Below are 15,540 nucleotides of genomic sequence, written 5' to 3'. Positions count from 1 at the left end.
CTACTTCATGTGAACGGCCGCTGAAAGGTAGAGCAGCGTCCTTGCGGACGCGTGCGAATATGGTCTCTAGCATTAATCGTCCGGAAATGGCGTGTCGCCTGGGCCGCAACGTCCTGGAATAGCCAAGGCGCTATCGTTCCGTGATGAAGTCGAAGAGGATGGAGCGAGCGAGTGGTTCGTCCCCCTGGTCCATGGCAGCGATCAACTTGGACAAGGCATCGTCGAGGTTCGGTTCCGTACCCATGGACTCAGCACGCATGATCTTGGCGTGGCTGGTTTGGAGGGCACTGTCATCATCGTAGAAGAGTTCCTCGTACATCTTCTCGCCGGGCCTCTTCCCCGTCACTACGATTTCGATGTCGCCATTGACGTGGTGCTCGTCACGAACTGTAAAACCGGCCAGCCTGATCATGTTTTCCGCCAAGTCTCTGATCAGGATGGGCTCTCCCATATCGAGCAGAAAAATGTCTCCCCCTTGGGATAGCGCGCTTGCTTGGACGATCAATTCCGCGGCTTCATGAATGGACATGAAGTACCGGGTCATCCCGACGTCCGTTAATGTCACCGGGCCTCCCCGAGCGATCTGCTCCTTGAAGAGCGGCACAACAGACCCGTTCGAACCCAGGACATTGCCAAAACGAACGGCACAGAACCGCTGGCCTGTGCCGCGTTCCCGCGCAAGCTCGGCCTTGTCCCGTACGATCAGTTCTGCCCAGCGTTTGGTAGCACCCATGACGTTGGTCGGTCGGACCGCTTTGTCAGACGAGATTAGGACGAAGCTTTCGACTCCAGCCTCAAAGGCAAGGTCAGAGATGACCTTGGTCCCCAGAATATTGTTACGCATGCCCTCGATGGCGTTCGCTTCCACTAAAGGCACATGCTTGTGCGCTGCGGCATGGAAGACGACCTGCACCCTGTGAAGCTTGAGCGCACGCGCCACGGCATCTTGGTCGGCGACCGATGCAAGAATGGGAACAACGGAAACATCGGGCAGTTGCGCGAGTTCTTTGTCGATCCTGTACAGCGCGAATTCGTTTGCTTCCAGGAGCACCAATCGTTGGGGGCGCCATCGCGACACAAGCCGGCATAGTTCGGACCCGATCGAACCGCCGGCGCCGGTCACCAGGACGATCTTCCCCTCGATCATGTCCTGCAGCAATTCAGTGTTGGCAGCAACGGCGGAACGGCCAAGCAGTTCGTCGATATCTACCTCGCGAATCTGCCCGACAATAAGCTTTCCGTCGATGAGATCGGAAATTGCTGGAATAGATCGGATTGCAACCCCGCGCCCGGCGACACGCTCCAGTATTTCCTGTCGACGGCGCGCACTGAGCGATGGAATGGAGATAATAAGCTCGGTGACGCCGAACCGCTCTATCAATCCCTCGAGCCGCGTCGGAGAATAGACCCTGACGCCAGCAACATCCCGACCCTGGATCGCGGAATTGTCGTCAATGAACCCAACTATCTGGCGCCCACCCGCGAGGCGAAAGGCGTTGACCAGGTGTATCCCGGCTTCTCCGGCTCCGTAGACCAGCGCCGGTCGAAGAAGCTGACTTTGTCCAGCCCCTGCCACCAACACCCTTTTTGCCAGATACCTGCTGCCCGCAATCAGAACCGTCGAGATCGCCCAGTAGAGAAGAGGCACAGAGCGGGGCAAGGCACCGCGACCGATGAATTCCAGCAAGAACACCGCGGCCACCCAGAACAGGACGGCCAACGTGGTCGCCTGGACAATCGTCCACATGGCGCGTTCGGGGAGATAGCGAATAACAGCGCGATAAAGGCCCAGCCTGGCAAAGATTGGGATCGACACTGCTGGAGCCAGTGCGATCAGCACCAAATCATCGACCGTTCCAGGAGGGTTCCAGGTGTCGTATCGCAGCGAAAAGCTGGCCCATAACGACAGACACAGGATCACGACGTCGAAAAGGACGGTCACCAACCTCTTGGTTGATCGCGGAAGACCGCTAATAGTTCGCAGCAACTGAGAGAGCATAAGATGATTATTCTTGTTTGGCGCCCATGGGACCAGCGCTGATGACGTGGCCTATCTGCCTTACATTGCGCACGTGAAGTCCAAAACTGGCCGACTGCAAGCAAAGTGCGTTATCGGCCATTAGCACGATAAGCGCATCCCTACACGCCGATATCCACATTCTCCACATATGTCCACGACGGTTTAGATAGCTGACCACGGGAGCAGTATCGCTGAAGACGGCTGGATTTGCGCGGCCGATTGTCAAAGTTGCCAGATTGGCCGAACGCTTACGGGCCGCCACCAGAACGACACGTTTCGGACTTTGGCAATATGACGAACTCAGATTGGATTTCCGTTGGCGGAGAATGCGAGCAGTGCCAGGCGCAGGGATTCCGCGACGCCCTCGGCGGCGGTCCTTTCGGCTTCAAGGTTTGAAATCGCGTTTGTAGACGCCAGTTTCCCGCCCTGATAGGCCGTATCGGCGAAACGCTTGGCTTCAAAGACGGGTTCTCCGTCCCGGGCGATAGTCACCGTTGCTTCAATGCGCACATTGACTGGCCGCGCGACTGCATAAGCGTCTGAATTGGACCCCGCAGGTGTGGACCGGGTCACCACAAGGTCAAGCACCGGATCGCCCGGCAACGCCGGACCGGGGAAAGCCACTTTAAGCCGATCGAAGATAATCTGCTCAAGCCGGCTATCCGGCGACGCGAAATTGAAACGGACACTATGCGCTCCGCCACCGGCATGGCCGCCATAGACCGGCGCGAAACTGGCGCATCCGGTCAGCACAGTCGTCACAAGACCAGCGGCGAGGCCTGTCATGAGAAGTCGCGAGATCATGGCTTCTCTCCTATCTCAGGGCGCCAACCGGCACCGAGCCCGTGTAGCCGGCCTCGAAACCCGCAGGAGCCATCAGCCGGAACGAGGCAGTCGCCCGCAGGTCGTTGGGGGAGGAATGCGTCGGACCCGTGCGCGACACCCCAGCGCCGAAGGCCAGGTAACCATCGTTATAGCCCAGGCCTCCGCCGACCTGCAGGTAACTGCCGGCATTGATGTCCCAATAGGCATTGCCCGAAATCGTCCAGTATTCCGTGATCGGAACCGACACTTCGGCGCCGATTTCATGCATGTCGCGGACATTGCCGGCCTGGGGGGTGGCGCGCGCATATCCGTAGTTCAGCGCGCCTGACCAGCCGTCCTGGCTATAGCTGACGCCCAGGCTAGCCCGGCTTACTGCCAGCGCGCCTGTGTCCACCTGGATCTTGGCGCCCGCCTTGAGCGTATCCGCGATCATCCCATAGGCGCCGAGGACGGTATAGGATGCAGCATTTTCCAGGCCCGATCCGACACCGACTTGTTGCCGGTTGGGTATGGCAAAGGCGTTCACATCGGCAAGTTGGAACGATTGCCCGGCAACGAGCTCGACGTAACTGCCTTCACCGAGCGTGGCCAAGTAGCGTCCGCCGATATTGGCGCGCAGACCCGTTTCCTGCCTGTCGATCCCGCTGAAGCGGTTGTAACTGAACACATTGGTGTCGTCGAAGACGAGGCTCTGGGAGTCCTCGTTGGTAATGCCCGGCTCCGTGGTTGAGGCACCGCGAAAGACAATCTGAGCGATCGGCTCGATCAGGTGGGTGACGCCGGAGCCGTAGGCCACCAACGGATAGCGCATGTCGAGCGCGACGATCGGGGTGGCACTAAGCAAGGTCTGTTCGGGCGGCGCGGAAGCCAAGGCGCTGTTGCCGTCATAGGCGGCGGCATCGAGGCGTAGGCCGACGAAGGGCGTGAAAACGGCGCCGCCGGCAATCCACTGGTTCTGCCAACTGGCCAGCGCCATGCCGTGCACGCGATTGCCAGCATAGCCATAGTCATAGGGAATGCCATTGATCGTCGCGGTCGAGTCCGCTTTGCGCGACATGGCCAGGAGACGCCCCTCAACCTCGATCCGGCCGCCGTTGTCCGGCAATGTGAAGGTGCGCGCCACTTGGACATTGGGCAGCGCTATGCCCTGCTGGTCGCGCGTCTGCCGAGTGTTGTCGCCGAGAAGGTTGAACTCCTGGATACGGGCGTCGATGTAAGTGTCGTCCGTCAGGTGAGTTGCATAGACTTCGTTTATGGCGGATCGTCTCGGGTCGAGGAGGTAATCTCCGAAATAGGCGCTGTCAGTGAACACCGAATATGCTGCGCCGACAGTCCAATCCTCGACTGGTTTGAACTCGCCCGATGCCTGGATGGCGCCGCGCCAGTCGCGCTGTGCATCGGCGAAGGTGAAGGCCATCTTGTTGTACTGGTAGAGGCCCGACGCCTTGATGCTGAAGGAGCCGCGATCGAAGCGCTGAAGCCACTCGGCCCCCATGAGAAAGCCTTGCCCGGTCAGCAATGTCGGGCTGAGGATGATGCTGGTGTGGCGGGTCGAATAGACGGTAAACGGCACCTCGACCTTGACACCGATCTTGTCCGTATACCCCAGGCTGGGCCGCGGAATGCTTTCGAGCGCCTCGTTGCTCAGATCGGGCAGCCAGAGATAGGGCAGCCAGGCCACTGGAATACCGAGCAGGGCAATCGAGGGTTGCTCCAGCGTGATCGAATTGTCCTCGGCATTCTGGACGATGCGCGCCGCGCTGATCGACCAACCAATGCGCTGGCCTTGGGGACCCACGCAGTCGCCGCAGGGCGCATACTGCGCATCGGTGAGGATCGAGTTGAGAACCTGGTCGTACTCGGCGCTGTCAGCCGTGATGCGGGAGCCGTCATGCGCGGTCAGCGTCATGCTGTCCAGCACGGCCCGTTTCAGCCCACCCGTCAGATTCAGCGTCTCGCTGCGCGACACATTGCCGGAAGGATCGGTGACGGTGGCGTCGCCGATCAGCTCCATCGCGCCTTCGTTCCGGCGGTAGATCAGCTCCCGGCCGGTAAGGGTGTAGCCACTGACCCGAAGGACCACGTCCCCGCGCGCGCGGATGACATTCTGAATAGAATCGAAAACCAGTTCGTCCGCCTCGATGGCGGTCGGTGCAGACGGATCGATGGGGGCGTTGAAGAAATCCTGAGGAAGCAGGCCCTGCGCGCTGACAGGCGCGAGTGTGGCGGCGGTGATAACGGCAAGAACTGCGCCTCGCAGCAGGTGCGAGCGTATACTGGCCTTCATCGCCAGGTCCCTCTCGCGCTCTTTGCTCCGGAACATCGGCTCGGCATGACCACACACGTTGACTTCAGAAAACCAAAACGCCGTCCGAAGCCGAACGCCCGCAACGGTAAATTACCGTTCAATCTAGAGGTGGGCAATGAAGAATGTACAAACCTTCCTGTCCCTCCCGGCTTATGAACCACACTGTGCTGATTTCAGCACGCTCGATGCCGCGCTCTTGCCGCGACCCGGACCGGTCACTACTAGAGGGTCATGACCAGCTACAAGTCCATCCTTCCGGCGCTCGCCTTGATCGCCGTGTTTGCCATGTCCCCTGTCGCACCGGAGGCGGGCAACACGATCTTTCTCATAGTCGGAGCGCTTGGCCTTCTGCTGGCCTGGCCAGGCTCCACGCAGCATGTTCGGCGCCCCATCGTCTGGATGCCTCTTTTCGCCCTCGGCCTGCTCGCTGTTGCATACCTTGCGGCTGCCGGTTTCGATGGCCTGGTAGGCGTTCTCTATTTCGCACCCATGCTTGCCGTGCTGCCTCTGCTCGGCTGGCTAGGGGCGGGAAGCGCCTCGACCCATGTATCCCTCATCGGCGTATCGGCGCTCGGAGGCGCTACGGGCGCTGCCATCATGGCCATCATCGAGGTGCAGGCCACCGGCACGACAAGGGCGGGGGAAATGGTCGCCAATCCAATTCATTTCGCCGACGTTGCCCTGCTTGTGGGCATGGTTGCTCTCGTGGGCGCGGCTACAATCAGTTCACACCAACGGTTCATCTTCGTCGTGGCGCCCCTTATGGCGGCCATTGCGGTAGTCCTGTCCGGCACGAGGGGGGCGGTCGTCGCCTATGCCGCCATGATCATCGTGGCACTCGTGACAGCGGCATGTGTCCGTCTGGTTCCCCGCCGTGTTCTGGCACTGAGTGTCATAGCTCTTGGCTTGGTTGGGGTAGTGGCGGTGGTCTTGGGCGCCGGTCAGTTGTCAGCCATCTCGCGGATCACGTCGGATTTCGCGGCAGCGATGCTCAACGGCCTGCCCACTGGTGCTTCCACCGATCTTCGCATGCAGATGTACGCCGCGGGCTTCCAGGCGTTCTTGGCAGCCCCGATCTTCGGCCATGGCCCCATTGATTTCACGAATGTCGCGAGTGCGCTCGCTAATGGAGCATTTTCCGGCACGCCACACCTGCACAACGATATCGTCGACATGGCCGCAAGCGCCGGGATTTTTGGCCTCGTTGCCTATGGACTTCTGCTGCTGGCGCCGATCGTCGAAGCGCTGCGTGCGCCACCATCGGCCCACAGGTCCTTCACCATTGTCCTTACCGTCACCCTTGTCGCCGGCTTCTTCGTCATGGGGTTGACCAATGCGATGTTCGGCATTCTGACGCTGACCACGACTTTTGCCGCGATCTGCGTCATGGTGGGGCTACTGACGACACCGGATAACGTGCTCATCGAGGACAATCTGTCGGCCTGCTCGCTCTCCGATCATCCGTAAAGGTTATGACACCGCACCATATGCCCCGGGCCCACTACCGTCGGACCCGGCATGGTTTCCTTGCAGATCGCAGTTGCGCGCGGGCAGCGCGATACGAAAGGGCAGCCGCGACTGTCGCGGGTCCATAGCGGTATATCGGCAGCCCGGCGTGCCCGACCGGTCTCGATCTTGCGGGCCGGATTGGGCACGGATTCGATCAGCAACTGGGTATAGGGGTGCCGCGGGTTGTCGGTGATTTCCTGGCTCGGCCCCTGCTCCACCAGATGCCCGGCATACATCACGGCCGTTTCCTCTGCGAAATAGCGCGCGGTGGCGATGTCATGCGTGATGTAGAGCGCGGCCAGGTGACGATCGCGCTTGAGGTCTTCCAGCAGGTTGAGGATGCCGAGACGGACCGAGACGTCGAGCATGGACGTGGGCTCATCGGCCAGCAGGACGTCAGGCTGCACCGACAGGGCCCTTGCAATGGCGACGCGCTGGCGCTGTCCGCCCGAAAGTTCATGCGGGCGGCGCTTCAGATAGTCTGCCGCAGGCCGGAGACCCACGCGCTCCAGCAGCGCCAGCATCTCTGCCTCGACCGCCTTGCCGTTGAGGTCGGGGCGGTGGAGGCGAATGGGCCGTTCAAGGTGATAGCCGATGGACTGCGTCGGATTGAGCGATCCGAACGGATCCTGGAACACCATCTGCACCTGGGCGCGATATCGCTGCATCCGCGCGCCATGGAAACCCGTGATGTTCTCGCCACGGTAGCGGATGGCTCCCGCGGTCGGCTGATAGGCGCCGGCCAGCATGCGGGCGCAGGTGGATTTGCCCGATCCGGATTCCCCGACCAGCGCCAGCGCCCTGCCCCGCGTCAGTTGCAGGGAGACGCCGGACAGTGCCTTGAGGAAAGTCTGATTGAGAAAGGCGCCGCCAAGGACGAATTCCTTGTCGATATTGTCCATTTCGAGGATCGGCGCCTCGGCGACGGTCGTGGAGCCGACGCGATCTAGTTCAACAAGTGACATGCGGCCTGGCTCCGATGTTCAGGGTAGAAGCGTAGTTCGGGGGCATCGACGCGACAGATGTCCATCGCCAGCGGACAGCGTGGCGCGAAGCGGCAGCCCTGTGGCAGCGCGCGTAGATCCGGTGGCGTGCCGGCAATGCCCTCCATGCGGACGCGCGGGCCCGTGAGCGGCGGAAAGCTGTTGCCCAGGGCGCGGGTATAGGGATGCTGCGGCGCGGTGAGGATGGCCTCGGCCGGCGCCACTTCCACCAGTTCGCCCGAATACATCACGCCGATGCGGTCGCAGAATTCGATCATCAGCCCCAAGTCATGGGTGATGAACAGCACCGAGAAGCCGAGGCGCTTCTTGAGGTCGACGATCTGCTCGATGATGTCGCGCTGCACCACAACGTCAAGCGCGGTTGTCGGCTCATCCATGATGATCAGCTTGGGTTTCAGCGCCAGCGCAATGGCGATGCAGATGCGCTGCCGCATGCCGCCCGAAAACTGGTGCGGGAAATCGTCGAGACGCTTTGGCGGAATGCCCACCAGCTCGAACAGTTCGACCGCGCGGGCGCGGGCGCCTTCCTGACCCAGCTCCGGCTCATGCGTCTCGATCACATCCATGATCTGCTCGGAAACCGAGATCACCGGGTTGAGCGCATTCATGGCCGACTGGAAGACGAAGCTCACCTCGTTCCAGCGATAGGCCTTGAGACGGGCCTTGTCGAACTTGAGCACGTCCTCGCCATTGAGCCGAACCTGGCCACCGGAAACCAGCCCCGGGAGCCGCGTGAGGCGCGCTAGGGCAAACGCGACGGTAGATTTGCCGCAGCCACTTTCTCCTGCAAGGCCGAAGGCTTCGCCCTCGCGGATATCGAAGTCGATGCCGTTGACGGCGCGGGCGATGGAATGATCGCCCACATAGTCCACGGTGAGGTTTCTGACCTCGATGAGGGCACGATCAGAAGACATCGGCGCTTCTCCCCCGGCGTTTGAGGAATCTCTTGATGCGGCCGATCTTGCGAGAGGCCTTGAGCTGCGGATTGGTGATTTCGTCCACGGCAAAGTTGACCAGCACCAGCGCGGCGCCGGTCAGCATGATGGCGATGGCCGGCGGCCAGATCTCCCACCAGGCGCCGACCTGCAGGGCCATGTTGTTCTGGGCCCAGTAGAGCATGGTGCCCCAGGTGACGGCGTTGGGGTCGCCCAGGCCGATGAAGCTGAGGGCCGCCTCCGCCAGGATCGCCGAAATCGTGCCGAGCACGAGCCCGCCCATGAAGAAGCTCAGCATATTGGGGAAAATTTCTTTGAAGATGATCCGCCACTTCTTTTCGCCCATGAGCTCGGCAGAGAGAACGAATTCGCGGGTGCGGAGAGACAGCGTCTGCGTTCGGATCGTCCTGGCCGGCCACCCCCAGCCGGTGAGGGCCAGCACGATGCCGATGACCAGCGGCCCTGCACTATCCACGAGACTGGCGATGACGATGATCAAGGGCAGTCCTGGCAGCACCAGCACCACATTGACGAAGAAGGTCAGAATGTCATCGATCTTGCCGCCGAAATAGCCGGCGGCGATGCCGATGCCGAGGCCGATCACCGCAGCCGCGATACCGGCGCCGAAGCCGACGGCAAGGCTGATGCGGCCCCCATAGGCCACCTGGGTGAAAACGTCCTTGCCCATGCGTGTCGTGCCCAGAACATGTTCGTAGCCCGGCATGACATGCGGCTTGCCGGCCCGCCGGTGCGGATTGTACTCGCTGAACATGGGCGCGAAGATCGAGAACAGGATCATCGCAAGCAGGATGGTCACACCCGCCATGCCTTTGGGATTGGTTACGAAGGCAGCAAGCGAGGGCGGCAGGCGGCTGGTCCAGCCGGGGCGACCCTTGATGCGCAACTCGGTCATGAGCTCGGCCTGGCTCGGGGCAGCGCTGGCAATCGCGGCCTCATCGAGGCGATCGAGCAGGGAAGCGGAGCGGATTTGGGTGACGTCAGTCATGGTCAGCCCTTTCTCAATCGCGGATCAAGGATGACATTGGCGATGTCGGACAAGAGGTTTGCGACCAGCACAGACATGGTCAGCAGCAGCAACTGCGCCTGGATGAAGGAATAGTCGCGGCTCTCGATGGCGGTGACGGTGAACTTGCCCAGGCCCGGATAGTTGAAGACCTGCTCGGTCACGAGCGCACCGCCGAGGAGAAAGCCGACGGACAGTGCCAGCGAGGTGATCTGGGGCATGATGGCGTTACGCGCGACATATCGGTAGCGCACGCGCCGGTCACTCAGGCCCTTAGCGCGCGCCAGGATCACGAAATCTTCGTTGAGGAGGTTGATCATGACGTTGCGCATGCCCAAGTGCCAGCCGCCGAAACTGACGATCAGGATGGAGAGCACCGGGAGTGTGGCGTGATAAAGCACGTTGCCGATGAAGTGCAGATCGAACGACGGCGCCAGTCCCATCGCGTGGGCCCGCCCCAGCGGAAACCACTGTAACTGAAGCGAAAAGGCGTAAAACAGGAGCAGCGCCACGACAGCCGGGGTGAAGGCATTGAGCATGACGTTGAGCGGCGTGAAGACGCTGTCGAAGAACCCGCCCCGGTTCCAGGCGGCGTGGATGCCCATCATCGTGCCGATCAGAAAGGCGAGGGTGATGGAAATGCCAACCAGCACCAGCGTCCAGGTCGCGCCGTAGAACAGCAGCGACGAGGTCGGCTCGGGAAACTGGACCGTTGATATGCCGAAATCCATCCGCAGCACCTGGCCGACATAGCCGAGATACTGCTCCCAGAGAGAGCCCGTCGTGCCATAGGAGGCACGGATGGCTTCGACCTGGGCGTCGCTCAGGCGCCCCTGGAACGACGCGATGATGCGTGCGGACGGGTCGCCGGGCATGATGCGCGGGATGAAGAAATTGAGCGTCACCGCCACGAAAAAGGCGGCCACATAGAAGGCCATGCGTCGCAGGATGTAAATCATCTATCCAATCCTTGGCTGGCTGGGCGGGCCCTGGGAGTACGGGCCACGCCACAGCTCGACATTGTCCGGAGGCCGTAGCCACCGGACAATTCAGCAGCCCGGCCGCCGCCCCGCTGGGGCGACGACCGGCAAGGCTCACCGACTGATCGGCTTGAGTGCAAGGGCGTGGATCACGCGCTCACGAGTGCCCTCGAACAGCACGGGACGCACGAAGGGATTTTCCTCAGTGACCCAGCCTTCGAAGTTACGCGTCGAGTATTCGTACCAGGTCGGGTTGGCGAAGAGCCCGATGACCGGCAGGTTTTCGGCCACGGCGATGTGGACCTTGGTCATCTCTGCCTGCTGCGCATCGCGATCGGCGGTGCTGCGGAAAGCCTGCAGCGCTTCCTCGACTTCAGGCAGGCGCATCTGGTGCATGGCCTGGTAGTCGACGCGACCTTCTTCCATGTTCCGCGGATTGAACATGGGGTTGTAGGTGTTGTACGGCGTCGCGCCGCCATTGGTCCACATGATGTAGCTGTCGAAGTCGCCGGTACGGGCCTTGTCGTTCCAGGCACCCTGATCCATGGTCCGCACGACGGCGTTGATGCCCACGTCCTGCAGGTTTTCCGAGATCGTCTGTCCGGTGTTGATCCAGTCGGTCCAGCCGTTCGGGATGTTGATCTCGAACTCGATCGGAGACCCATCGGGATTGTCGCGCCAGCCGTCATTGTTGGCATCGACGAAGCCGGCGGCCTCGAGCAGTTCGATGGCCCGGTCGGGATCATACTGCATCAGCCAGGTATAGGGTTCGAGCGCCGCTTCATCGAGCCAGGTTGCATAGGCCTCGCCCGTGCCCACCGGGAAGCGGGTGTGGGTAGTCAGACCAAAGGTCGAGATATCGACGATGGTGTCGCGATCAATGGCCACCGAGAGCGCCTTGCGGAACTCGAGGTCGTTGAACGGGGCCTTGGTGGTGTTGATCTGCAGGTTCACGTCGCCGCCAGGCGGCAGCCAGTAGTTGTTGAACTCGCTCTGCGGGGTGAAGGTGATTTCCGGGTCGGTAAGACCCGTTCCGAGCCAGTCCACTTCGCCGGCCGACATGGCGGCGATGATCTGCTCGTTGCCGTTGAGCTGCGGGAAACGCAGGCAGTCGATGGCGTTATCCGCATTGTAGCGGCTGGTTTCGTTGCGGCAGAGCTCGAATGAGGAGCGCGAGAAATTCTCGACCTCCGTCCACGGGCCCGTGGCAACGATGTCGGTATTGGCGAAGTTCTTGGGGTCTTCGACCGAGGACCAGATGTGCTCGGGCAGCGGATAGATGCCACCGAGCGCGAAACGGGCCAGGGCGTCGGGCTCCTTGAGGTTGAACTTGACCGTGTAGTCGTCGATCTTTTCGGCGCTGACCACGGTGCCCGTATCGGTCTCTTCCATGTAGACGTCGATACCCATCGGATAGTCCTGGTGGGCCTTGGCATATTCGAAGGTGAAGACCACGTCGTCGGCGTTGAAATCCTCGCCATCGGTCCACTTCACGCCTTCGCGCAGCGTATAGGTGATCGACATCAGGTCATCAGCGATCTCATAGGCCGTAGCGAGGGCTGGAAAGTCGTTTTCCGGATGCCAGATATTGTCGATCCACAGAGGCTCATAGGCGAAGTCGCGCACATATTGCTGCGGACCGGTCGGATTGTTCGGGTTGAAGTTCTCGACCAGGGCGTCGCTGTCGATCGGGTGCAGCGTCAGCACCACGCGTTCGTCCTGGGCCATGGCCGGCATGCTCAGCGCCAGCGTCGCCAGTCCGGCCGTCATCATGGCCAGATGTCTGACTGATTTCATTGTCTTTCCTCCCACTTGGTTCTCCTCCTCGAGAACAGTCGTTGAAATGTTTCGGCCCCCAACAGGCCGACAGCCACTGGGCTACGCAACCTCCGATACGGAGTGATGCAGAGCCACGCTGGAGCGCACCACGATGGTGGTGCCGACCAGCGATTGCAGCGGTGCCGCAGAGGGATCCGCCAGCAAACTCAGAAGATGTCCTGCCGCGCGCTCGCCCAGAACGTCCGGTTCCTGCCGGATCGTCGTCAGAGGCGGCGACATGAATTTGGCGTGGTAGCCGTCATCGAAGCCGATGACGGAAACGTCCTCCGGCACGCGCAACCCGGCCTCGCCAAGCGCCAGGTAGAAGCCGGCCGCAATCACGTCGGCACCGGCAAAGACGGCCGTGAAGTCGCGACGACGGTGCAGCAAAGCACGCCCGGCATCGTGTCCGAAATTCTCATGGAAAAGCCCGGCCAGGACTTCGATGTCGCCGAGGCCCATGCCGAATTCGGCCAGCGCCGCCTCGACTCCGGCCAGGCGGTCGATTGCGTCGCCGATTTTCGGATCGCCGGAGAGATAGACGATGTTGCGGTGGCCCTGCTCCAGCAGGTAGCGCATCGCGTGACGGGCGCCGTCGAAATTGTCCAGCGCCACCCTGCCCCCCGATAGCGGGCAATGATCATGACCGATGGAGACGACCGGAATACCGGATTTCCGGATGATCTCGACGACATCGGATCGCATCGGGCGCTCGAGATAGAGCACGATCCCGTCGCAGGACCGGTCGACCATTTCCATGACGGCGCGAGCTTCCTGGTCCTGGTCGGCATAGCCGGAGCTCACCATCAGAGATTTTCCGGCCGGGCGAATGGCGCGCTGCACGCCGTAGACGATATTGGCGAAGTACGGCGTGCCGATGTCGACGACCACGGCGCCGATGACGTTGGACCGGTTGGACCGCAGGGCCCGCGCGATGGTGTTGGGGCGGTAGCCCAGTTCGGCGATGGCCGCCTCGATCGCCTTGCGGTTGGCTTCAGAAACATAGCCATTGCCGGCCACCACCCGTGAAACGGTGGAGCGTGATACGCCCGCGCGTTTTGACACGTCGGTAATGGTAGCCATACCGTTCCCGTCCTCCCTGCCGGTCTCTTATGGGACCGATCCCACAAATCATGAAATCGATTGCACGGCGGTGTCAAGCGGGCGTGACGCAAAATAACGAAAGCTTGCAACAGCAATGTTTTACGCTGTGCATTTTGTGATTTTTTGCAGTTTTTAGGCGCAGCCGCAGGCTCAGGTCCGATCTCCAACCAGCCGCGTGGGCAGCAATTCGCCCTGCTCGCTGAGGATCGAATAGGCGATGCCAGTGAACAACGAATTGATGCGCCGGAGGGCATGCATGGTCTCGAGATGCAGTTCGCTGGTCTCGAAACTATTGGGATCGCCGGAGCGCAGGCGCAGGAAATGCCGCTCCATGCTCCGGCGCTCCATGAGGCCGACTTCGTCCTTTTCCGTCACCAACTGGCGAGCGGACTCGGCATCTTCGGAGACGAGGACATTGAGGGCGAGCTGCATGTTGGCCAGGACGCGCGCATGCAGGTCGGAAAGCTCCTGCCAGCCCTGGTGCGAAAAGGCAATGCGTCGGTCCAACCGCTGGTCGGCGACGCGGAGAAGTTCGCGGGCGACGATGTCGCCGGCTTGCTCGAGGCTGACGGCGAAGACGCTGAGATCGGAGGCGCGGCGGGCCTGGGCGGTGTCCATGGAGGCCCAGTCGAGCCGTGTGAGGAACAGCTTTATCGCCCGGTTGGCGGCATCGACTTCGGGCTCCAGTTCCTTGACGCGCCGGATCGCCGCCTTGTCGCCGCCCTGGACGATGTCCATGATCGGCTGCAACATGACCTCGACTAACTCACTCATGCGCAACAATTCTCTGGTGGCGCTGGCGAGCGAAGCGTCGATATTCCCGTTGGGATCCTCGACCAGAGCGGTGCGTCGGAGGCGCGAAATATCGGCTGGCCCGACGGGTGGCGCGTCCTTGATGAGGCGGTTGGCGAGGCGCTCGACAAGGCCCACGAGGGGCAGGCCGAGGATGAGGACGCCGAGGTTGAAGAGGATGTGCAGGAGGCTCGCCTGCTGGCCGACGTTACCCGGCAGGGGTCCTGGAGTCCCTTGATGAACGACCTGGAGCGCCACCAGGCAGAGGATGGCCGCCCCACCGCGCAGCAGCACGGCGCCGACTGCGATCCGCCGCGCCCGCACGTCGGCGCCGCGGGTCATGCCGAGGGCAATCAGGGTGCCGCCGAGATTGGCGCCGAGCAGGAAGGCGGCGGCGACCTCGATGGGGATAAGCCCGGCCGAGCCGAAGGTGATGATGACCAGGACGCTGGCCACCGAGGAGTAGGATGCCCAGGTGACGAGGGCGGCAACCACGAAACTCGTCCACGGATCGCCGCTGAGATAGGTGACGACGGCGCCAAGGACGTCGCTGTCGCGCCAGGGCGCGGTGGCTTCCGAAACCATTTCGAGCGACAGCAGCACGAAGGCAATGCCCAACACCATGCGGCCCACCTGCTTGGTGCGCCGCTCGGCGCCGCGCAGGAACAGCAGGCCGCCGATGATGATCAGCGGGGCAGTCAGCAGCGACAGATCGAAGGAAAGGATGCTCGCCACGAGGGCCGAGCCCAGATAGGCGCCCAGCATCAGGGCCAGGCCGGTGGCGACGGCGAGGAGGCCGCCGCCGGCAAAGCTGGAGGCCAGCGCCGCGACCGCGGTCGAACTCTGCAGCGCCACGGCCAGCGCCATGCCGATAAGGGCCGCGCTGAAGCGGCTGCGCTCGGCGCGGGCCAGAGTGCGCTTGAGCTCGGCAGCATAGGCGCGCTCCACGGCAGTCCGCACCATGCGCACCGCCCAGAGCAGCAGGACGATGGCGGCCACCAACTGGACGATGATGAAATACATGGGCCTCCCGGCCTTCAGAGTCGAACAGATCGCTATGATGTTCACATGAGCACTGAAGGTGCAATGCACACGGGTTAATACCGACGACACCTCGCATAAACCCGTACTTTCGCACAATTCCAGCGGTCTACGCTCAGCCAACCCAGCCTCAGCGCCTCCCCTCAATGTTCATATGAACATTTTCCTGTTGCATTGATG

At 61.8% G+C, this 15,540-nt stretch carries 11 protein-coding genes; 1 reads left to right on the top strand and 10 read right to left on the bottom strand.

Annotated features, from left to right (window positions below):
• Nucleotides 1-130 precede the first annotated feature (130 nt).
• The 3 genes from JEQ47_RS09990 to JEQ47_RS09980 all read right to left on the bottom strand — a co-directional run bounded on the left by JEQ47_RS09990 (nt 131) and on the right by JEQ47_RS09980 (nt 5,132).
• On the bottom strand, nt 131-1,999 hold the full coding sequence (locus JEQ47_RS09990; protein ID WP_198876255.1) for a polysaccharide biosynthesis protein: 1,869 nt from the start codon (nt 1,997-1,999) through the stop codon (nt 131-133).
• A 321-nt stretch (nt 2,000-2,320) separates the two neighbouring features.
• Nucleotides 2,321-2,824: a hypothetical protein gene (locus JEQ47_RS09985; RefSeq protein WP_198876254.1), complete on the bottom strand. Its 504-nt coding sequence runs from the start codon at nt 2,822-2,824 to the stop codon at nt 2,321-2,323.
• Nucleotides 2,825-2,834: 10 nt separating this feature from the next.
• Entirely contained in the window at nt 2,835-5,132 is a 2,298-nt protein-coding gene (locus JEQ47_RS09980; protein ID WP_198876253.1) for an LPS-assembly protein LptD, read from the bottom strand.
• A gap of 252 nt (nt 5,133-5,384) precedes the next feature.
• On the opposite strand from JEQ47_RS09980, the gene JEQ47_RS09975 reads away from it, so the two are divergent.
• The gene (locus JEQ47_RS09975) at nt 5,385-6,620 is read left to right on the top strand and encodes an O-antigen ligase family protein (protein WP_198876252.1); all 1,236 of its coding nucleotides are present in this window, start codon (nt 5,385-5,387) and stop codon (nt 6,618-6,620) included.
• Here JEQ47_RS09975 and JEQ47_RS09970 read toward each other — a convergent pair.
• From JEQ47_RS09970 to JEQ47_RS09940, 7 genes are all read right to left on the bottom strand, one after another.
• Nucleotides 6,611-7,627, bottom strand: a complete 1,017-nt coding sequence (locus tag JEQ47_RS09970) for an ABC transporter ATP-binding protein (RefSeq protein ID WP_236020773.1) — start codon at nt 7,625-7,627, stop codon at nt 6,611-6,613. The genes JEQ47_RS09975 and JEQ47_RS09970 overlap by 10 nt on opposite strands.
• On the bottom strand, nt 7,609-8,580 hold the full coding sequence (locus tag JEQ47_RS09965; RefSeq protein ID WP_198876251.1) for an ABC transporter ATP-binding protein: 972 nt from the start codon (nt 8,578-8,580) through the stop codon (nt 7,609-7,611). Before JEQ47_RS09965 ends, JEQ47_RS09970 begins: the two co-directional genes overlap by 19 nt.
• Nucleotides 8,570-9,607: an ABC transporter permease gene (locus JEQ47_RS09960; protein ID WP_236020772.1), complete on the bottom strand. Its 1,038-nt coding sequence runs from the start codon at nt 9,605-9,607 to the stop codon at nt 8,570-8,572. Before JEQ47_RS09960 ends, JEQ47_RS09965 begins: the two co-directional genes overlap by 11 nt.
• Nucleotides 9,608-9,609: 2 nt before the next feature.
• Nucleotides 9,610-10,584 (bottom strand): ABC transporter permease, encoded by a 975-nt coding sequence (locus JEQ47_RS09955; protein WP_198876250.1) that lies wholly within the window; start codon nt 10,582-10,584, stop codon nt 9,610-9,612.
• Nucleotides 10,585-10,719: 135 nt separating this feature from the next.
• Entirely contained in the window at nt 10,720-12,402 is a 1,683-nt protein-coding gene (locus tag JEQ47_RS09950) for an ABC transporter substrate-binding protein (RefSeq protein ID WP_198876249.1), read from the bottom strand.
• Between the two features lie 81 nt (nt 12,403-12,483).
• The gene (locus JEQ47_RS09945) at nt 12,484-13,506 is read right to left on the bottom strand and encodes a LacI family DNA-binding transcriptional regulator (RefSeq protein ID WP_198876248.1); all 1,023 of its coding nucleotides are present in this window, start codon (nt 13,504-13,506) and stop codon (nt 12,484-12,486) included.
• A 171-nt stretch (nt 13,507-13,677) separates the two neighbouring features.
• A complete protein-coding gene (locus tag JEQ47_RS09940) occupies nt 13,678-15,342 on the bottom strand; it encodes a Na/Pi cotransporter family protein (protein ID WP_198876247.1) in 1,665 nt (554 codons plus the stop codon).
• Between the last annotated feature and the right edge of the window lie 198 nt (nt 15,343-15,540).

Source organism: Devosia sediminis (assembly GCF_016411825.1).
Lineage (GTDB): Bacteria > Pseudomonadota > Alphaproteobacteria > Rhizobiales > Devosiaceae > Devosia > Devosia sediminis.
Note: the sequence above shows the minus strand (reverse complement) of the source record. Positions and strands in the feature narration are given on the sequence as shown.

Coding starts and splice junctions, on each gene's coding strand:
- JEQ47_RS09990 (WP_198876255.1), bottom strand. CDS start 1,999: ATGCTCTCTCAGTTGCTGCGAACTATTAGCGGTCTTCCGCGATCAACC.
- JEQ47_RS09985 (WP_198876254.1), bottom strand. CDS start 2,824: ATGATCTCGCGACTTCTCATGACAGGCCTCGCCGCTGGTCTTGTGACG.
- JEQ47_RS09980 (WP_198876253.1), bottom strand. CDS start 5,132: ATGAAGGCCAGTATACGCTCGCACCTGCTGCGAGGCGCAGTTCTTGCC.
- JEQ47_RS09975 (WP_198876252.1), top strand. CDS start 5,385: ATGACCAGCTACAAGTCCATCCTTCCGGCGCTCGCCTTGATCGCCGTG.
- JEQ47_RS09970 (WP_236020773.1), bottom strand. CDS start 7,627: ATGTCACTTGTTGAACTAGATCGCGTCGGCTCCACGACCGTCGCCGAG.
- JEQ47_RS09965 (WP_198876251.1), bottom strand. CDS start 8,580: ATGTCTTCTGATCGTGCCCTCATCGAGGTCAGAAACCTCACCGTGGAC.
- JEQ47_RS09960 (WP_236020772.1), bottom strand. CDS start 9,607: ATGACTGACGTCACCCAAATCCGCTCCGCTTCCCTGCTCGATCGCCTC.
- JEQ47_RS09955 (WP_198876250.1), bottom strand. CDS start 10,584: ATGATTTACATCCTGCGACGCATGGCCTTCTATGTGGCCGCCTTTTTC.
- JEQ47_RS09950 (WP_198876249.1), bottom strand. CDS start 12,402: ATGAAATCAGTCAGACATCTGGCCATGATGACGGCCGGACTGGCGACG.
- JEQ47_RS09945 (WP_198876248.1), bottom strand. CDS start 13,506: ATGGCTACCATTACCGACGTGTCAAAACGCGCGGGCGTATCACGCTCC.
- JEQ47_RS09940 (WP_198876247.1), bottom strand. CDS start 15,342: ATGTATTTCATCATCGTCCAGTTGGTGGCCGCCATCGTCCTGCTGCTC.